20 protein-coding genes and 1 riboswitch are annotated in these 19,570 nt (G+C 39.0%); of the genes, 18 read left to right on the forward strand and 2 right to left on the reverse strand.

From position 1 onward, the window contains the following. Positions 1 to 36 precede the first annotated feature (36 nt). Both ACJ2A9_RS14125 and ACJ2A9_RS14130 read right to left on the reverse strand, forming a co-directional pair. Positions 37 to 375 carry a spore coat protein gene (locus ACJ2A9_RS14125; RefSeq protein WP_441422316.1) on the reverse strand — a complete coding sequence of 113 codons (339 nt, stop codon included), beginning with the start codon at positions 373 to 375 and terminating at the stop codon, positions 37 to 39. Between the two features lie 15 nt (positions 376 to 390). Continuing rightward, positions 391 to 681 carry a hypothetical protein gene (locus ACJ2A9_RS14130; protein WP_441422432.1) on the reverse strand — a complete coding sequence of 97 codons (291 nt, stop codon included), beginning with the start codon at positions 679 to 681 and terminating at the stop codon, positions 391 to 393. Positions 682 to 867: 186 nt separating this feature from the next. Here ACJ2A9_RS14130 and ACJ2A9_RS14135 point away from each other — a divergent pair, with 186 nt between their 5' ends. From ACJ2A9_RS14135 to sufB, 18 genes are all read left to right on the forward strand, one after another. Further along, the gene (locus tag ACJ2A9_RS14135; RefSeq protein WP_441422317.1) at positions 868 to 1,779 is read left to right on the forward strand and encodes a proline dehydrogenase family protein; all 912 of its coding nucleotides are present in this window, start codon (positions 868 to 870) and stop codon (positions 1,777 to 1,779) included. A 173-nt stretch (positions 1,780 to 1,952) separates the two neighbouring features. Continuing rightward, positions 1,953 to 4,328 (forward strand): 3-hydroxyacyl-CoA dehydrogenase/enoyl-CoA hydratase family protein, encoded by a 2,376-nt coding sequence (locus ACJ2A9_RS14140; RefSeq protein ID WP_441422318.1) that lies wholly within the window; start codon positions 1,953 to 1,955, stop codon positions 4,326 to 4,328. Positions 4,329 to 4,426: 98 nt separating this feature from the next. Beyond that, positions 4,427 to 5,605, forward strand: coding sequence for an acetyl-CoA C-acetyltransferase (locus tag ACJ2A9_RS14145; protein WP_441422433.1), 1,179 nt, complete (start codon positions 4,427 to 4,429; stop codon positions 5,603 to 5,605). A 129-nt stretch (positions 5,606 to 5,734) separates the two neighbouring features. After that, entirely contained in the window at positions 5,735 to 7,504 is a 1,770-nt protein-coding gene (locus tag ACJ2A9_RS14150) for an acyl-CoA dehydrogenase family protein (RefSeq protein WP_441422319.1), read from the forward strand. Between the two features lie 277 nt (positions 7,505 to 7,781). Continuing rightward, complete coding sequence (locus ACJ2A9_RS14155; protein WP_441422320.1) at positions 7,782 to 7,952, forward strand: hypothetical protein; 171 nt, start codon at positions 7,782 to 7,784, stop codon at positions 7,950 to 7,952. 89 nt (positions 7,953 to 8,041) lie between these two features. Beyond that, the gene (locus ACJ2A9_RS14160; RefSeq protein ID WP_441422321.1) at positions 8,042 to 8,401 is read left to right on the forward strand and encodes an arsenate reductase family protein; all 360 of its coding nucleotides are present in this window, start codon (positions 8,042 to 8,044) and stop codon (positions 8,399 to 8,401) included. A gap of 214 nt (positions 8,402 to 8,615) precedes the next feature. Then, on the forward strand, positions 8,616 to 8,999 hold the full coding sequence (gene gcvH, locus ACJ2A9_RS14165) for a glycine cleavage system protein GcvH (protein ID WP_441422322.1): 384 nt from the start codon (positions 8,616 to 8,618) through the stop codon (positions 8,997 to 8,999). A 370-nt stretch (positions 9,000 to 9,369) separates the two neighbouring features. Continuing rightward, complete coding sequence (locus ACJ2A9_RS14170; protein ID WP_441422323.1) at positions 9,370 to 9,597, forward strand: DUF2553 family protein; 228 nt, start codon at positions 9,370 to 9,372, stop codon at positions 9,595 to 9,597. A gap of 136 nt (positions 9,598 to 9,733) precedes the next feature. Beyond that, positions 9,734 to 9,850, forward strand: a riboswitch (SAM riboswitch). A 145-nt stretch (positions 9,851 to 9,995) separates the two neighbouring features. After that, positions 9,996 to 11,024, forward strand: a complete 1,029-nt coding sequence (locus ACJ2A9_RS14175; protein ID WP_441422324.1) for a methionine ABC transporter ATP-binding protein — start codon at positions 9,996 to 9,998, stop codon at positions 11,022 to 11,024. Further along, positions 11,014 to 11,682, forward strand: a complete 669-nt coding sequence (locus ACJ2A9_RS14180; RefSeq protein ID WP_441422325.1) for a methionine ABC transporter permease — start codon at positions 11,014 to 11,016, stop codon at positions 11,680 to 11,682. Before ACJ2A9_RS14175 ends, ACJ2A9_RS14180 begins: the two co-directional genes overlap by 11 nt. A gap of 19 nt (positions 11,683 to 11,701) precedes the next feature. Continuing rightward, a complete protein-coding gene (locus tag ACJ2A9_RS14185) occupies positions 11,702 to 12,553 on the forward strand; it encodes a MetQ/NlpA family ABC transporter substrate-binding protein (protein WP_441422326.1) in 852 nt (283 codons plus the stop codon). A 121-nt stretch (positions 12,554 to 12,674) separates the two neighbouring features. Continuing rightward, positions 12,675 to 13,052, forward strand: a complete 378-nt coding sequence (locus ACJ2A9_RS14190) for a carboxymuconolactone decarboxylase family protein (RefSeq protein WP_441422327.1) — start codon at positions 12,675 to 12,677, stop codon at positions 13,050 to 13,052. A 415-nt stretch (positions 13,053 to 13,467) separates the two neighbouring features. Beyond that, a complete protein-coding gene (locus tag ACJ2A9_RS14195) occupies positions 13,468 to 13,620 on the forward strand; it encodes a hypothetical protein (protein WP_441422434.1) in 153 nt (50 codons plus the stop codon). Between the two features lie 609 nt (positions 13,621 to 14,229). Further along, positions 14,230 to 15,015, forward strand: a complete 786-nt coding sequence (gene sufC / locus ACJ2A9_RS14200) for a Fe-S cluster assembly ATPase SufC (protein WP_441422328.1) — start codon at positions 14,230 to 14,232, stop codon at positions 15,013 to 15,015. Positions 15,016 to 15,035: 20 nt separating this feature from the next. Next, positions 15,036 to 16,340: a Fe-S cluster assembly protein SufD gene (gene sufD, locus ACJ2A9_RS14205; protein ID WP_441422329.1), complete on the forward strand. Its 1,305-nt coding sequence runs from the start codon at positions 15,036 to 15,038 to the stop codon at positions 16,338 to 16,340. Continuing rightward, the gene (locus ACJ2A9_RS14210; RefSeq protein ID WP_441422435.1) at positions 16,340 to 17,563 is read left to right on the forward strand and encodes a cysteine desulfurase; all 1,224 of its coding nucleotides are present in this window, start codon (positions 16,340 to 16,342) and stop codon (positions 17,561 to 17,563) included. The genes sufD and ACJ2A9_RS14210 overlap by 1 nt, the downstream gene beginning before the upstream one ends. After that, a complete protein-coding gene (gene sufU, locus ACJ2A9_RS14215; RefSeq protein WP_441422330.1) occupies positions 17,550 to 18,002 on the forward strand; it encodes a Fe-S cluster assembly sulfur transfer protein SufU in 453 nt (150 codons plus the stop codon). Before ACJ2A9_RS14210 ends, sufU begins: the two co-directional genes overlap by 14 nt. A gap of 32 nt (positions 18,003 to 18,034) precedes the next feature. Beyond that, positions 18,035 to 19,432, forward strand: coding sequence for a Fe-S cluster assembly protein SufB (gene sufB, locus ACJ2A9_RS14220; protein ID WP_441422331.1), 1,398 nt, complete (start codon positions 18,035 to 18,037; stop codon positions 19,430 to 19,432). The last annotated feature ends 138 nt before the right edge of the window (positions 19,433 to 19,570 follow it).

Consider the following 19,570-nt stretch of genomic DNA (forward strand, 5'->3'; position numbering starts at 1 on the left):
GCTGATTGTTTTTAATTCTAAATTCTACATTCTAAATTAAGAAGGGGTTGTATTACTATACGGAAATTGGTTGCTGTAGCCGGTGAAGCGTTGGTACGATTGTTGCAGTGTTTGTTGGTCTGTTGCTTCAAAGCTGTACCAGCCTTTTTTGAACATCGTGTTAAATAGGTTACGTTGACAATCCTGTGTTTCATTACAGATAGTAGCTAAATCGCGATAGAGGTTTTGGTGACTTGCTTCATTTAAGGCAATGCTGTATGAAGAAGTCATGTATTTCTCTGTTGCCAACACATCATTAATAAAATCACGGTCAGTCATTTGTGGAGTTTGAGGAACTTCTGTTTTTGGATTACGAATTTTAGAATTTTGGTTCATGATAAAAATCCTCCTTTACTGTAATGTCCCTTGTGATTGTTGTGCTGGGTTGTTTGGGTTTTGCAGGTGACTTAGAATTTTCTGGTAATGACGTTCATGCATTCTTCCCGCCTGTTCGATCGCTGCTTTAACTTCTTGATCAGCACATTGCTGGGCAAAAAAGTGACACTTTTTCATCGCCAGTAAGTTCCAAGATAGCATATCTGAAATATATAAATGGTCTTTACTTGTAACGATGTTTGGTGGTTGTGTCATAATGCCTTGTTGATTACTCATCATATTTTGCTGTTGTTGTTGTGATTGCATTTGCATGCGTAGTACCTCCTTTTTCATTCAAAAGACTACACGTATAGCTTCTCACTGCCATAAATGATCTATGCGATGGTAATTAGGGCAAAAAGTTGGAATAACAAAAACATACATCGAACTTCTTCATCCAATTCAGTTTACAGGCATATAATTAGGAATAAGTAGCTGAAAGCGGGTGAGGATATGGAGAAAGTGATGAGACATTTCTTTTTATATCTAGCCAAAAATGCATATTTTAAAAAAGCAGCAAAAAAGTATGGGCTTAGACTTGGTGCCAAACGCTTTGTTGCTGGTCAGTCGTTAGAAGAAGCTGTAGCGGTCATTAGAAAATTAAACGAGCAAGGCATAGCTGTGACGGTGGACCATCTTGGTGAATTTGTACGCAATGAAGTAGAGACAAAAAAGGCAGTTTGTCATTGTCTTGCTGCGATTAGAGGGATGGTAAACGAAGAACTTGATGCACAGATCTCACTTAAGTTAACTTCATTAGGTCTTGATATTAGCCGTGAACTTACATTAAAGAATATGCGCCACATATTAGATAAGGCGAAAGCCAACAATGTGTTTGTAACGATTGATATGGAAGATTATAGCCGCTGCCAGGCAACTTTGGATATTTTTAAAAAGTTAAAAAAAGAATATGACAATCTTGGTACGGTATTGCAAGCTTATTTATATCGAACAGAAAAAGATATCCAAGAATTATCACAATTACAATCCCATCTCCGCCTATGCAAAGGGGCCTATAGGGAATCTCCAGCAGTAGCCTTTCCTCAAAAAGCTAATGTTGATGAAAGCTTCAAACGTATGATTAAAGCACATTTACTCTCCGGTAGCTATACAGCAATTGCTACACACGACGAAAAAATAATCTCCTATACGAAACAACTCATTTCAAAATATCAAATTCCCAAAGAGCAATTTGAATTCCAAATGTTATATGGAATATGTCACGATCTTCAGCTCCAATTAGTGAATGAAGGATACAGAACAAGGGTTTATGTTCCTTATGGCAGCGATTGGTTTGGTTATTTTATGAGACGCTTGGCTGAGCGGCCTGCGAATGTCTGGTTTGTTTTGAAAAATTTCATTTAGTTTAGAGTGTAGAGTTTAGAGTGATTTAAGTAGTTCTAAGGAGTTTTTTTAGAGCATAAATTATAGCGTAGACAAAGATAAGTGAATGACTTGTACCTTTTATTTGGTGATTTTTTTTGAGGGAAAAATGAATGAGTATTCATTTTTTGAAAATGAGATAGAGGGGGCTGGGGATGATCGGACGAATTGGGAAGGTCGCAGTTTTAGGTTCTGGTGTTATGGGTTCTGGTATTGCCGCTCATTTGGCGAATACCGGGATACCAACGTTGTTGTTGGATATTGTTCCTCGAGAACTGACGAAGGAAGAAGAGGCACAAGGGTTAACGATTGAAGATAAAAAAGTACGCAATCGTTTGAGTGCAGCTGCAATCCAAAAGCTGTTAAAACAAAAGCCGGCACCATTAACATTGAAAGAAAATGCTAACCTTATCGAGGCCGGAAACCTTGAAGATGATCTTGAGCGATTGGCAGAGGCTGACTGGATTATTGAAGTTGTCGTTGAAAATCTTGCCGTAAAGAAGAAAGTGTTTGAAAAAGTAGATCAATACCGAAAGCCAGGAAGTATAGTCAGCTCAAACACATCGGGTATTTCGGTAAATGCCATGGCAGAAGGCCGTTCAGAAGATTTTAAAAAGCATTTCCTCGGAACTCATTTCTTTAACCCGCCACGTTACTTAAAATTATTGGAAATTATACCAACACCACATACGAATACAGATGTTGTTACTTTTATGAAACATTTTAGTGAAGATGTACTCGGAAAAGGTGTTGTATTTGCCAAAGACACACCCAATTTCATCGCGAATCGGATTGGTACGTACGGTCTTCTTGTTACTGTCGCAGAGATGGTAAGAGGCGGTTACTCCGTTGGTGAGGTGGACTCTGTTACAGGTCCTTTAATTGGACGACCAAAAAGTGCAACATTCCGTACGTTAGATGTTGTTGGTCTTGATACATTTTTGCACGTTGCCAAGAACGTTTATGACCAGGTAGAAGGAAAGGAAAAAGAGGTGTTTAACCCGCCACAATTTATGAAGCAAATGGCGGAAAAAGGCTGGATAGGAAGTAAGTCAGGAAAAGGATTTTTTGTTAAAAACGGTAGTGAAATCTTAGAGATCAATCCAAATACACTAGAGTACGTGCCGAGACAAAAGTTGAAGGCGCCTTCCTTGATGACAGCCAAGCAGGCAAAAACATTAAGTGAAAAAATGAAAGCATTAGTTTATGCAAAAGATCGTGCAGGGGAATTGATTTGGAATATACTCAAACCTGTGCTGCTTTATTCAGCTGAAAAATGCTATGAGATTGCAGACAACATTCTTGCGGTCGACCAAGCAATGAAATGGGGTTTTGGCTGGGAGCAGGGACCGTTTGAAGTATGGGATGCCATTGGAGTTGCTAAGTCGGTAGAACGAATGGAAGCTGAAGGAGAGGTTGTCCCAAGTTGGATAAAGTATATGCTTGCAGACGGTTTTCAATCGTTTTATGACAACGAAGGCAGCTTTTATGACAATGGCATTTACTGCAGAGTCGAAAGAAATAAAAAGGTCATTCATTTGCATCGCTTAAAGGAAGAGCAACGTGTCATTACAAAAAATAGCGGGGCTTCTCTTATTGATCTTGGCGATGATGTCGCTTGCTTACAGTTTACATCTCCAAATAATTCGATCGGTCTTGATGTCATTCAAATGATTAACAAGTCTATTGATGAGGTTGAAAAAAACTATCGAGGGCTTGTCATTGGTAACCAGGGAAAAAATTTCTGTGTTGGCGCGAACTTAATGATGATTTTAATGGAAGCACAAGATGATAATTTCTTTGAGATTGATCTCGTTGTGCGCCAGTTCCAACAAGCAATGGCCAAAATCCGTTATTCAGCCAAGCCTGTTGTTGCTGCACCGTTTGCGATGACATTAGGTGGGGGAACAGAAGTTTGTTTGCCGGCAGCTAGAATTCAAGCCGCTTCTGAAGCCTATATTGGACTCGTTGAAGTTGGGGTTGGCCTTATCCCGGGAGGTGGAGGTAATAAGGAATTGTACTTGCGTGAACTTGAACGTCTCCCGCACGGTGCAAAAATTGATCACCAAGCTGTCGCTAATAAAGTATTTGAAACAATTGCCTTAGCAAAAGTATCGACATCTGCCGCTGAAGCTGGCCAGCATGGCTATATTCGCTCTGTTGATGGAATTAGTGTCAATAATGATCACCTGTTGCATGATGCAAAGCAGGTTGTTCTTCATCTTTCAAGGCAAGGGTATCAGCCGCCACAACGAAAGAAAATACCGGTCGTTGGTGAGGCAGGTTATGCCACAATGCTGTTGGGAGCGAAAATGATGAAATATGGCGGGATGATTTCTGATCATGATCTTAAAATTGCCGATAAACTAGCATTTGTTCTTGCAGGTGGCCGTCTGCCAAGAGGAACACTTGTTGATGAGCAATATTTACTTGATTTAGAACGGGAGGCTTTTTTAAGTTTAGTAGGAGAACCGAAAACACAACAGCGGATGCAGCATATGTTGGCGAAAGGGAAAGCGTTGAGAAACTGATTTAGTTTAGAGTTTAGAGTTTAGAGTTTAGAGTGTAGAGTTGAAAGTTGAAGGCAAAAGGTAATTAAAAAAGCTATGGAGATGGGGGGATGTTTGCGTTGAGAGAAGCGGTCATTGTTGCTGGTGCGAGAACTCCGGTAGGAAAAGCAAAGCGCGGGTCGTTTGCGAATATGAGGCCAGATGATTTAGGTGCGGTAACAATTAAAGAAACGTTAAAGCGAGCGGGAGGTTTGGATCCAAATCAAATAGATGATGTGATTATTGGATGTGCAATGCCAGAAGCAGAGCAAGGAATGAATATGGCACGAAATATTGCCGTACTTGGTGGACTGCCCAATACAGTTCCAGCGATTACGATTAATCGGTACTGTTCATCTGGCTTGCAGTCGATTGCCTATGGTGCGGAACGAATTATGCTAGGATATGCCAACGCTATCTTAGCTGGTGGAGCGGAATCGATGAGCTTAATTCCAATGGGGGGGCATGTGATTTCACCGAATCCAACGCTTGTTTTGGAGCAGCCTGAATATTACATGAACATGGGATATACTGCTGAAGAAGTTGCGAATCGGTTTGAGGTAAGCCGTACGGATCAAGATTTTTTTGCAGTGGATAGCCATAAAAAGGCAGCAAAAGCAGTAGTTGAAGGGAAATTTAATGATGAAATTGTCCCGGTTGAGGTTACCCACCGTTCAGTAGGGAGTGACAACAAACTAAAGGAAAGGAAAATAACATTAACCCAAGATGAAGGTGTTCGTCCAGAAACAACGGTAGAAGGGTTGGCGAAACTGCGCCCGGTGTTTCATCCGAAGGGAACGGTTACTGCCGGAAATGCCTCACAAATGAGTGACGGTGCGGCAACAGTTCTCGTTATGGATCGTGAAAAAGCAGAAGCTGAGGGACTGAAACCACTAGTTAAATTCCGCTCATTTGCGGTAGCAGGGGTTGCCCCTGAAATTATGGGGATCGGGCCGGTTGAAGCCATTCCAAAAGCATTGCAATTAGCAGGGCTTGAGCTAGCGGATATTGGCCTATTTGAATTAAATGAAGCCTTCGCATCACAGGCATTACAGGTGATTCGCCATCTCAACTTGGACTATGACAAGGTCAATGTAAATGGCGGTGCCATTGCCTTAGGACATCCACTAGGCTGTACAGGTACAAAAATCACCCTCTCTCTCATCCATGAAATGAAACGCCGGAACGAACAATTCGGGATCGTCACAATGTGCATCGGCGGAGGAATGGGAGCCGCAGGAGTGTTTGAACTGCTTTAGAGGCAATTATTAATTAAAACAAAGGCAAAGGCATAAGAGTTAACGAACTTTTTAGATACGCTGAGTAGCTAAAAACAATTATAAATTATTAATTTTAAATTATAAATTCGTTTTTAGGGGTTGGTGAGTGTGGCGAACGTTAAAGGTGGGGGCTTTTTAATTGAGGATATAGATTGTCAGTCTGTGTTTACACCTGAGGACTTTTCAGATGAACAATTGATGATTGCCAAAATGACCGAAGAATTTGTAGTGAACGAAGTTGTTCCTGAGCTAGACAAAATTGAGCAACATCAATTTGAGATTTCGAGACGTTTGCTGACAGAAGCGGGAGAGCTTGGCTTGTTAGGTGCAGATGTTCCGGAGGCTTATGGTGGGATTGGATTAGATAAAATTAGCTCTTCCTTAATTACTGAAAAATTTTCACGTTCTGGCGGTTTCTCATTAAGTTATGGGGCGCATGTAGGAATCGGCTCATTGCCAATTGTATTCTTCGGCAATAAGGAACAAAAGCAAGCCTATTTGCCTGATCTTGCTACTGGAAAAAGAATTGCCGCTTATGCCCTTACAGAACCTAGCTCAGGTTCAGATGCTTTAGGGGCAAAGACAGTAGCAAAACTGAATGAAGCGGGAACTCACTATCTGTTAAATGGTGAGAAACAATGGATAACGAATGCCGGATTTGCAGATGTTTTCATCGTTTATGCCAAAATTGATGGTGATAAGTTTACAGCATTTATTGTGGAACGGGGATTTGATGGTGTCTCAACAGGTCCTGAAGAGAAAAAGATGGGGATTAAAGGTTCGTCAACAAGAACACTGATTTTGCAAGATGCTGCTGTTCCTGTAGAGAATGTGTTAGGAGAAATTGGAAAAGGTCATGTGATTGCGTTTAATATTTTGAACGTAGGTCGTTATAAGCTCGGAATCGGCTGTATAGGTGGCGCAAAGCGTACAGTTGAGTTGGCAGTGAAATATGCCAATGAACGTCAACAATTTAAAACACCAATTTCCCGTTTCACACTTATTCAAGAAAAGTTAGCGACAATGGCTGCGAAAACATATGCTGCAGAATCATCAATCTATCGCACTGGAGGATTAATCGAAGCAAGTTTTGCCAATTTATCTGAAGAGCAACAAAATGATGGAAAGGCTGTTGCCACATCCATTGCTGAATATGCTATTGAATGCTCATTGAATAAAATATTTGGTACTGAGGTACTCGATTTTACTGCGGATGAAGCCGTTCAAATTCATGGTGGCTATGGTTTTATGTCTGAATATGAGGTAGAACGCATCTACCGTGATTCTCGTATTAATCGAATTTTTGAAGGGACAAATGAAATCAACCGATTGTTAGTTCCGGCAACAATTCTTCGAAAATCATTAAAAGGTGAACTGCCGCTTCTTGAAAAAGCAACAGCGCTCCAAGGAGAGCTTATGATGCTCATGCCGCAAGAGGTAGGTGATGAGCCTTTGGAACAAGAAAAGTATTTAGTTTCGATGGCAAAAAAGATCTTTTTATTTATCGCAGGCCTGGCCGTACAGAAGTATGGCAAAGCTTTTGAAAAAGAACAAGAACTTCTCGCTAATATTGCAGATATCGTAAATGAAACGTTCGCGATGGAATCCGTACTGCTACGAACGGAAAAGGCTATTCAGACAACAGGTTTAGAAAAAAACAAACAAAAGCTCCTTTATACACAAGTGTACTGCCAGGAAGCGTTCAACAACATCGAGGCCGCCGCCAAAGAAAGTCTTACAGCCATTGAGGAAGGGGACACATTACGCACAATGCTATCCATCCTCCGCAAACTAACCCGTCACACCCAAATCAATGTCATCACCAAGAAAAGAGAAATCGCAGCAACACTGATCGAAGAGGAGAAATATGTTGTTTAGAGAGTTGAGAGTGTAGAGTTTAGAGTTGAAAGTTAAAAGTTAAAAGTTAAAAGTTGAGAGTGATTGAAGGCTGGGGCTGCTGGAGAGGTGGTCTTAGCTTTTTTATTTTTTTAAAGACTCCAAAATGAGTCAATATGGGCTTTATTCCTTTAACTCTAAACTCTACATTCTAAACTCTAAACTAAAAAGTTCTTCCTTTTCATAAATTTATTTTTATCTCACATAATATTGTTGAGCTTGTATAACTTTGCTCAGAAAATAGTGGGGGGTATTTGCGTTGAGGAGACGAGAGAATGAAGTGATTTATGATGGTGATTTAACAGGTGTTGAAGAGTTTTCGAGAGAACTTACGGATGCGATGCCTGTTGAAAATGGAATCCAGGAATCATGGGAGACAGAAGAGCTGGAAAATCAATTTACCCATGAAAAACATGGAGGAAAAAATTAATTCTCACCGAAAAGAGTAATAAGGGAAAATTTTGTCGTTCGCCTTAGCCACCTAAGGCGAACATAATTATATTTAAGGGGTTGAGAATTATGGCATTAACATTATATTGGTACCCAAAGTGAGGATCGTGTCGTAAAGCCAAGGTTTGGCTTGAGGAAAATAACATTCCATTTGAAGCAATACATATTGTAGATCATCCGCCATCAAGGGAAACATTAGCAGATTTGCATGAGGCTAGTGAAGTTGAATTAAAGAAATTCTTTAATACAAGCGGAAAAAAGTATCGTGAGCTTGGACTAAAAGACAAAGTAAATTCAGCATCAAAAGATGAGCTTTTGGACATCCTGGCATCAGACGGTATGCTAATTAAACGCCCAATCATCACCGACGGAAACAAAGTAACCATTGGATTTAAAGAAGAAACGCTGGAAGAAGCGTGGAAAAGCTAATTTAGTTTAGAGTTGAGAGTGTAGAGTTTAGAGTTATTTGATGGGCAGTTTCTTGAAGCTTCTTGATGCTTCTTGAGGCGCTAAAACCAACTCTACACTCTAAACTATAAACTCTAAACTTTTATAAGTTGTTTCCTCCTCTATTTTTCGATAATATAGTGGTGTTGCAGTATACACAATTATGGTATTGAATAAAAATGTTGGAGGGAAAGTAATGAATTTACCAAAGGAATTAAAGTATTCTAAAGAACACGAGTGGGTAAAGGTTGAAGGTGATAAAGTTCGTATTGGGATTAGTGATTTTGCTCAATCTGAACTTGGAGATATCGTTTTTGTTGAATTGCCAGAAGTAGGTGACGAAATTGAAGCGGACGCGCCATTTGGCAGTGTTGAATCAGTGAAGACTGTTTCTGAATTATATGCTCCAATTAGTGGCAAGGTAGTTGAAATCAACGAAGATCTTGAAGATTCACCTGAATTTGTAAATGAATCTCCATATGAAAAAGCATGGATGATCGTCATAGAACCATCTGACACATCTGAAATTGACAAGCTAATGTCTGCTGAAGCATATGAGAAAATGGTAAGTGAAGAGTAAAATCTACATAAAACACAGCGGTTTTCATGACGAGAACTGCTGTGCTTTTTTTTACGGCCACCAGTACCTTTATTTGTGGAAAAATAGCCTGCTTTGAAGATTTGGCGGTCACCAGAGACCTTAAAGGCTTAAAATTTCCTCATTAACTCAATAAATTGAGCAAATAGGGTCTCTTATGGCCGTATACTTTGAAAAAAGCACACATTTAGCAAAATAAAGTCTGTCGTGTCCTCCAAATTAATAAACTCCAGACCACCAACCACGAACCGCCAATTCAAACTCCATCCACTTATTGGTTCACTAACAACAAACAAACCGGGAAAGATAAGTAGTAGATGTAAATCGAAATAGGTGTTGAGGAGGGTTAATGATGGAAAAATTAGATGTAACTGACCGTATACAAGGAAAGCTGTGCAATGGTAACATTGTTTTGTATTATAATGAAGATGAAATTGGAGAAATCAATTTATCGAGTGGATTGGCGAAATATGAATTGTCAGAGGAATTTCAATTAGAGAATAATAAGATCTACTTGAATCAAGATGTGGAAAAAATAAATAACCAGGACACAGAAGACTGTGATCTTGGCTGGTGTTAGCAAATTAATTAAACGTTTGATTAACTTCCAAATTTTAAAAGTGAACATTTTTAAAAACAAATTGACACCTTGTTTCGGTGCATGCTATGATACGTTCATGCAATATTGTTTTAATAAAATAATAAATAACTTTATACTCTTATCAAGAGAGGTGGAGGGACTGGCCCGATGAAACCCGGCAACCTTTAAACTAGTTTTTTAGTTTAAAAAGGTGCCAATTCCTGCAGGGCAATTACGCTTTGTAAGATGAGAGAAAGGAACCTGATACTAAACCTTTCTGCTCAATATTGACGGAAAGGTTTTTTTGAGCACATTTTGTTAAAACTTTGACTGTATATGGAGTTAAAGTATAGTATTATGATATGGATAATGAGTTTAATATGGAGGTGATGCTCATTATGATTTCTTTAGAAGGAATTAGAAAAATCTTTTCAACAAAAGACGGACAAGTTACAGCTGTTGATAATGTTGATTTAACAATAGATAAAGGTGAAATTTTTGGAATTATCGGTTATAGTGGTGCAGGAAAAAGTACGTTAATTCGAATGCTCAATATGCTTGAGAAACCGACGCAAGGAACGATTACGGTTGCCGGAAAGACGCTATCGTCATTAAGCGGAAAAGAGCTTCGAATGGCGAGACAGGAAATTAGTATGATCTTCCAACACTTCAACCTGCTTTGGTCAAGAACCGTAAGAGAAAACATTGCCTTCCCACTTGAAATTGCGGGTGTGAAAAAAGAAGAACAAAAAAAACGTGTCGATGAGCTGATTAAGTTGGTTGGTCTTGAAGGACGAGGCGAATCGTATCCATCACAACTTAGTGGGGGACAAAAGCAACGTGTTGGCATCGCCAGAGCATTAGCGAATAACCCTAAGGTATTATTATGTGATGAAGCAACATCAGCGCTAGATCCGAAAACAACGGATTCGATCCTAGAGTTACTTGTTGATATTAATCAAAAGCTAGGACTGACGATTGTTCTTATTACTCATGAGATGCATGTTATTCGAAAAATTTGTCATCGTGTAGCGGTGATGGAGAATGGAAAAATTGTTGAGCAAGGGCCTGTATTACACGTTTTCCGTAAACCTCAAGAAAATATGACAAAAGAATTTTTAAAGCAAGTAACAGAGCCAGAAGAAACAATAGAAACTATTGAACATTTATTAGCTGAAGATCCAACTGGAAAGGTGATTCAATTGACCTTTGTTGGTGACGAGGCAGAAAAACCAGTAATCACTCAACTAATTCGTAATTTTGATCTTGAGATTAATATTTTACAAGGGAAAATATCAAAAACCCAAGATGGCTCTTATGGAACTTTGTTTGTACGCATTAATGGTGATGAAAGTGAAATAGAACGAGGAATTGCCTTCATTCGCAATCAGCAAGTTGAAGTGGAGGTGATCGATTATGCTAAATAACTGGTTTGAGAATGTTAAATGGGACAAATTGTGGGATGCTACTATTGAAACTATTTATATGACATCAATCTCTGTTGCAGCCACTTTTATTCTCGGTTTGATCTTAGGATTAGTCCTATATTTAACTAGCAAAGGGAATCTATGGGAAAACCGGCCGATTAATGCTATATTTAGTGGGATTGTTAATGTATTTAGATCCGTTCCATTTATTATACTCATTGTTTTACTCATTCCATTTACTCGAGTAATCGTAGGTTCTATGTTAGGGGCCAATGCTGCACTTCCAGCTTTAATTATTGGTGCCGCGCCTTTTTATGCCCGTATGGTGGAAATAGCTCTAAGGGAAATAGATAAAGGAGTTATCGAAGCTTCACAATCAATGGGGGCAACGAATTGGCAAATCATTTATAAAGTATTAATTCCAGAATCATTACCGGCACTTATTTCCGGTATTACAGTTACAGCGATTGCTTTAGTAAGTTATACGGCGATGGCCGGTGTTATCGGAGCAGGTGGACTTGGTCATTTTGCATATTTAGAAGGATTCCAACGTAATAGAACTGAGGTAACTTTGGTGGCAACAATCGCGATCCTGGTCATTGTCTTTATTATTCAATGGATCGGTGATTTTCTCACATATAAAACAGATAAAAGATAATACGTAAGGGGGCAATAAGATGAAGAAGTTTTTAAGTTTAATCGGAGCTGCTGCTTTATCTCTTTCACTAGTAGCTTGCGGTGGTGGAGAAAGTGAGCAACCAGCAGAAGAAGGACAAGAGGATGCAGTACAAGAAGAAAGAACGAAACTAGTGGTTGGGGCATCAGCTGTTCCTCATACAGAGGTTTTAGAAGCAGCGAAACCACTACTTGCAGAACAAGGAATTGACCTTGAAATTATAACTTTCCAAGATTATATTTTACCTAACCAAACATTAAGAGATGGAGAATTAGATGCAAACTACTTCCAAACTCCTGGCTATCTAGCGATGCAAATCGAAGAATTTGGTTATGACTTTGTTAGTATTGGTGCAATTCATGCTGAGCCAATCGGCGTTTATTCAAAAGAATATAGTAGTTTAGATGAGCTTCCTGATGGAGCGAAAATTATTATGAGTGATTCATTTAGCGACCATGGTCGTATTCTTCCAATCTTTGAGCGTGCAGGCGTGATCGAACTAGATGTTGAAGAAGGACAATTAGCAACTCGTGAAGACATCGTATCAAATCCTAAAAATCTAGATTTCTCTACACTTGTTGAAGCAAAAATGCTTGCTCCAGCCTTTGAAAGTGGAGAAGGAGATGCAGTTGTTATCAATACTAACTATGCCCTAGAAGGTGGAGTTGATATTGAACAATACGGTATTGCATTTGAAGGTGAAGATGTTTTACAACCAAACTTAATCGTTGTTCGTTCTGAAGACGAGACTCGTCCAGAAGTTCTTGCATTAGTTGAAGTTTTACGCTCTGAAGAAATTCGAAACTTCATTAATGAAACATACAATGGTGCCGTAATTCCTATCACTCAGTAATATTATTGGTCTGTTCATTGGTACGTTAGCGTGCCGTGGACAGGCCTTTTTTTGTTAAACCTCATATTTACGTTTTTTATTGTCATACTATACTTGATTACCTAAAAAGGAGCGAGTAAACATGGAAATGCAAAATATGAACCAAGATATGAACACAATTGAAATGGCGATTCAGGAGTATAAAGAAGGGTTAGGTCACTTCACCCAAAAGATGCCGAAAATTGCCCAAAAATATAACGCTTTTACAGAAGCTTGCTTTGAGAAAGGAAAGCTTTCACAAAAAGAAAAACAGCTGATTGCCTTAGGCATCAGTTTGTATTCACAAGATGAATATTGCATCATCTATCATACAAAAGGCTGTATTGACCAAGGATGTACTGAGGAGGAAATCTTCGAAGCAGTGGCTGTAACAGGTGCCTTTGGTGGTGGGGCAGTCATGAGTCAAGCGGTTACTCTCGTTCAGGATGCTGTCTCTGAACTAACGCAAGTAAAGCAATAGATTATATTATACAATAATTCGACAAAAGATGTAAATATTCTAAACAATTAGATAATAGGAGTAAATTCGTGAAAATTGAAAAAAGATAAAGACTTCATAATCGTAATTCTTTCTCACAATTTTATGAGCGGAAATATTGCGGAAAATCGCTTTTGTTACTTTTTTTATACTGTGATACGATAAAGACCGAAAGAAAAAATCGGTGAAACAAGGATTCGCAGATGTCTAGCTCCAGCGCCTAGCCGCTCGAGGTCACTTCGGTCCGTCAAACGTGTCCATAAGGCGGAACCCTTATTGTCGGCCCTCCAGTGCTTGTCGCGGCTGAGCAAGGCGCTTGCGCTTTTCTTAAAAACCGTAAAAATGAAAGGGTTGATTGATTATTTATCACCAACTGAAGTCACCGCATACTGAAGGAATGGAAAAAGCGATGCAACAATCTCATGGAATTGGATATGCGGAATATAATCGCCGACTAGAAAATCGAATGAAGGTTGAGAAACAGCGCGAGCTTGACTACCAAAAGAGTCTGGAAATTGTTAATAATCACAGTCATAAACTAGGAGTATAAATGAAAAGGATGAGGTGGAGTTCTCTACTCCATCTCATTTGCTTTTTAGCTAGGGTGCCAAACCTGCCTACAAAGGAGTAATGCAAGTAGTAGAGGTTGGCAAGGCATCTGCGCTTTTCTCTTTTGTAGATTATTGTAGAAAAAATGTCAAAAAAATGATAAATTCAAACACATCACAACAATTTTACAGTATAATAACTAAAGTCAGTGTACAAATTGCTGGCTTTTTTTGTGTACATATTCTATAGAACTATTATGCATAGAAAGAAACAATAATTGAAATAATAATTTAGATACAATATTCAGGAGTGATCTTTGAATCTGTCTTCAATAATTTTAAATTCTAAATTTTACATTTCATAAGCTTGTTCATTTTCACTCTATTGAGAATGGTTTTCATGAGTCGATATCTTTGAAAATAGGAAAACAGCTGGTGTAAAATTGATATATATCAACTTTCTAAACAAAAGTGTTTAAAAAGTATTTTTAGTTTCCAAATCACTTGTAATAGAGAATCTTTTGTTATAAGATTGTAATGAGAATAGATTGAGAATAGAAAAGTATCTAATTATTAATGATGTAATTAGCGATAAATTGGAGGTAAAAAATATGTCAGTTCCAAACTTGAAAATTGAAGATCTTCATGTTGCGATTGAAGATAAAGAAATTTTAAAAGGGTTCAACCTCGAAATTAACGGAGGAGAAATTCATGCAATCATGGGTCCAAACGGTACAGGGAAATCTACCCTTGCATCTGCACTCATGGGGCATCCTAAATATGAAGTAACGAGCGGAAAAGTAACGTTCGATGGTGAAGATTTATTAGAAATGGAAGTTGATGAAAGAGCAAAAGCTGGTCTTTTCTTGGCGATGCAATACCCTAGTGAAATTAGCGGTGTAACAAATGCTGATTTCCTGCGTTCAGCGATTAATGCAAAGCGTGAAGAAGGCGATGAAATTTCACTAATGAAGTTCATCCGTAAATTAGACGAGAAAATGGGTCTTCTTGAAATGGATGAGTCTTTCTCACAGCGTTACTTAAATGAAGGCTTCTCAGGTGGGGAAAAGAAGCGTAATGAAATTTTACAACTTCTTATGACTGAACCGAAAATTGCTATTTTGGATGAAATTGATTCAGGTCTCGATATCGATGCTCTTAAAGTTGTTTCAAAAGGTGTTAACGAGATGCGCGGCTCTGAATTCGGCTGTTTAATCATTACACACTACCAACGTTTATTAAACTACATTAAGCCAGACAAAGTACACGTAATGATGCAAGGACGTATTGTGAAATCAGGTGGTCCTGAGCTGGCAGAGCGTCTGGAAGCTGAAGGATATGACTGGATTAAAGAAGAGCTAGGAATCGAAGACGAAACAGTAGGCCAAGAAGCGTAAGCGGTAAGGAGGAATATGTAATGTCAGTAGATACGACACTTCAATTCGATCAGCAATATGTAACGAATTTCTCTAAAGACCGCCAAGAGCCTGAATGGTTATTACGTCTACGTCTAGAGTCTTTGGAGTTAGCTCAACAGTTACAATTGCCGAAACCAGAAAAAACAAAGATTGATAAGTGGAACTTTACACAATTCAATCATACAAGTGAACAAAAAAGCGTGAATGCAGTTACTGAATTACCGGAAGTTGTTCAAGGATTGATCGGGAAAGAAGAACAACAAAATCTTCTTGTACAACGTGACGGTACAGCAGCTTACTCTCAATTGACAAACGAGCTTCAAGAAAAAGGGATCATATTCACTGATATCGCAACGGCTGTTCGTGAGCATGGAGAGTTAGTTCAAAAATATTTCATGACTGAAGCTGTAAAAAAAGATGAAAATCGTTTAACTGCTTTACATGTTGCATTATTAAACGGTGGTACATTCATTTATGTACCAAAAAATGTAGAGGTAGAATTACCATTACAAACGATTTATTGCCTGGATGATTCACAAGCAGGATTATTTAATCACATTCTGATTGTTGCAGAGGACCATAGTTCAGTGACTTATGTTGAAAACTATGTATCTTTAGAAGAGCAAACGAATGCTGTAGCGAACATTATTGCTGAAGTCTATGCGGGAGCAGGATCGAAAGTATCGTTTGGAGCTGTTGATAATTTTTCAAAAGGTGTAACAACCTATGTGAACCGACGGGCTACTGTTGCTCGTGATGCCAAGGTTGAATGGGCATTAGGGCAAATGAATGACGGAAATACCGTTTCGGAAAATACAACCTACTTAGTAGGAGATAATTCATATACTGATACAAAAACTGTTTCAATTGGAACAGGCGAGCAAAAACAAAACTTCGTAGCCAATGTGATTCATTATGGAAAACATTCTGAAGGCATTATGCTGACACATGGAGTTATGAAAGACGCTGCAAGTTCTATTTTTAACGGAATCACAAAGATTGAGCATGGTGCAACGAAATCAAACGGTGTTCAAACAGAGCGTGTTCTCATGTTAAGTCCGAAAGCCCGTGGAGATGCGAACCCGATACTTCTTATTGATGAAGATGATGTAACAGCAGGCCATGCTGCTTCTGTTGGTCGTATTGACCCAACGCAAATGTTCTATTTAATGAGTCGCGGACTTTCTCGTGAAGAGGCTGAAAGATTAGTCATTCATGGCTTCCTCGCTCCAGTAGTTACAAAGTTGCCAATTGATGCGGTTAAAGAACGTTTAACAGAAGTAATCGAAAGGAAAGTTAAATGATGAATGTCCAAGAAATACGTAAAATGTTCCCGATCCTTGATCAAGAAGTGAACGGAAAGCCGCTCGTATACTTGGATAGTGCTGCGACATCTCAAAAGCCAGCACAAGTCATTGACAAAATTTCTGAATACTACCGTGGATATAACTCAAATGTTCACCGTGGTGTTCATACACTAGGTACACTGGCTACTGACGGCTATGAAGGTGCCAGAGAAAAGGTTCGTAAATTCATTAATGCAAAATCAACAGAAGAGATCGTATATACACGTGGTACGACAACAGCTCTTAATCTTGTTGCACAAAGCTATGGTAAAGCAAACGTTGGTGCAGGTGATGAGATCGTCATTACACCAATGGAGCACCATAGTAACATTATTCCTTGGCAGCAAGTTGCAAAGGAAACAGGGGCAACATTAAAGTATATTCCGCTGCAAAAAGATGGGACAATTTCACTTGAGGATGTTGAAAAGACGGTGACGAGCAATACAAAAATCGTTTCAGTTATGCATGTATCCAACGTACTCGGCACAGTGAATCCGGTGAAGGAAATTGCGGCAATTGCTCATAAACATGGAGCCGTTATGGTTGTTGACGGGGCGCAAAGTACTCCACACATGAAAATTGATGTTCAAGATTTAGATTGTGATTTCTTCGCGCTATCTGGTCACAAAATGGTTGGACCGACAGGAATCGGTGCATTATATGGAAAGAAAGCATTGCTTGAAAAAATGGAGCCAATTGAATTCGGCGGTGAAATGATCGATTTTGTTGGTTTATATGAATCAACATGGAAGGAGCTCCCATGGAAGTTTGAAGGGGGTACCCCGATTATTGCCGGAGCGATTGGACTTGGAGCGGCAATTGACTTTTTGGAAGAAATTGGTATGGATAACATTGAAGCACATGAACAAAAGCTGGCAAATTATGCGATGGAGCGTCTATCTGAGATTGACGGCCTAACAATTTATGGTCCAAAGCATAGAGCTGGCGTAGTCACGTTTAACTGTGATGATGTTCATCCACATGATGTAGCTACTGTGTTAGATGCAGAGGGAATTGCTGTAAGAGCAGGACACCATTGTGCACAACCGTTAATGAAATGGCTGGACGTAACGGCAACAGCTCGTGCAAGCTTTTATTTATACAATACAGAAGAAGATGTTGATGCCCTTGTAAAGGGATTAATAAAAACAAAGGAGTATTTTGGTCATGTCTTTGGGTAATAATCTCGATACATTATATCGACAAGTAATCATGGACCATTATAAAAATCCAAGAAATCGAGGAGAGTTTGATGGTGACTCTCTCACTGTCAACATGAACAATCCGACGTGCGGGGATCGTATTCAATTGCAAATGCAGGTTGAAGATGGAAAAGTCGTTGATGCGAAGTTTGTTGGTGAAGGCTGCTCGATTAGTTTATCATCAGCATCAATGATGACCCAGGCAGTGAAGGGATTAAGTATTGATGACGCACTGAAAATGTCTGAGATTTTTTCTGACATGATGTTAGGAAAAGACTATGATGACAAAACATTTGATTTAGGTGATATTGAAGCACTGCAAGGTGTAGCGAAATTCCCTGCTCGAATCAAATGTGCAACATTAGCATGGAAAGCAATGGAGAAAGGTCTTGAAGGTCAGAAGGAAGATAAAGAATAAGTTCTCCATGCAAAAACTAAGGAGGGTTCGTCATGGCTAAGAAAATGCCTGAGATTGGTGAATATAAATATGGTTTCTCCGACAAGGACGTCTCGATCTTTCGTTCAAAAAAGGGTTTAACGAAGGAGATTGTTGAGGAAATCTCAAAAATGAAAAAAGAGCCTCAATGGATGTTGGATTTTCGTCTGAAATCACTTGAGCACTTTTATAAAATGCCTATGCCACAATGGGGCGGCGACTTAGCTGACTTAAACTTTGATGAAATTACGTATTATGTAAAGCCATCTGAGAAGTCTGAGAAGTCATGGGATGAAGTACCAGAAGAAATCAAAAACACATTTGATAAACTTGGTATTCCAGAAGCTGAGCAAAAGTATCTTGCCGGGGTTTCTGCTCAATATGAGTCAGAGGTTGTTTACCACAACATGAAAGAAGACTTAACTGAGTTAGGTATTCTATTCACAGATACAGATTCAGCGTTAAGAGAGCATGAGGAAATTTTTAAAGAGTATTTCGGTACAGTTGTACCGCCAACTGATAACAAGTTTGCGGCATTAAACTCAGCAGTATGGTCTGGTGGATCATTCATTTACGTTCCAAAAGGAGTAAAAACAGATACGCCACTTCAAGCGTACTTCCGTATTAACTCTGAGAATATGGGACAGTTTGAGCGTACGTTAATTATTGCTGATGAAGACAGCTCAGTTCACTACGTAGAAGGCTGTACGGCACCGGTATACTCTACAAACTCACTTCACAGTGCGGTTGTAGAAATTATCGTTAAGAAAAACGCCTATGCGCGTTACACAACGATTCAAAACTGGGCACCAAATATCTTTAACCTTGTTACAAAGCGTACTGTCTGTGAAGAAGGCGCAACAATGGAATGGGTTGACGGTAACATTGGTTCAAAATTAACGATGAAATACCCGGCTGTCATTATGAAAGGCCGTGGCGCAAGAGGATTAGTTCTTTCAATTGCGATTGCTGGAAAAGGACAGCACCAAGATGCCGGAGCAAAAATGCTTCATTTAGCACCTGATTGCTCATCGACGATTGTATCAAAGTCGATCTCTAAGCATGGCGGTAAAGTAACGTATCGAGGGATTTCACACTTCGGACGCAACTCTGAAGGCTCTAAAGCGAAAATTGAGTGTGATACGCTTATTATGGATAATGAATCAACATCAGATACAATTCCATATAATGAAATCTTAAATAACAACATTACTCTTGAGCATGAAGCGACAGTTTCAAAAGTATCTGAAGACCAACTGTTCTACTTAATGAGCCGTGGTATTTCAGAACAAGAAGCAACTGAAATGATTGTTATGGGCTTCATTGAGCCGTTTACGAAAGAATTACCAATGGAATATGCCGTTGAAATGAACCGTCTTATCAAGTTCGAGATGGAAGGTTCTATTGGGTAATAAATAAAAAACCTTTGTATAACAAGGGTTTGGAAGTTATAAAACGTGCCAAATTAAAATTATCTTTGAGTGTAGGAGGCGAACTTTTGAAGTTCGTCTTCTTCTATTTTTTCAGTAATATCAAGATAAGTACCCGCT

Source organism: Anaerobacillus sp. MEB173, assembly GCF_052119505.1.
GTDB lineage: Bacteria > Bacillota > Bacilli > Bacillales > JBJMAU01 > JBJMAU01.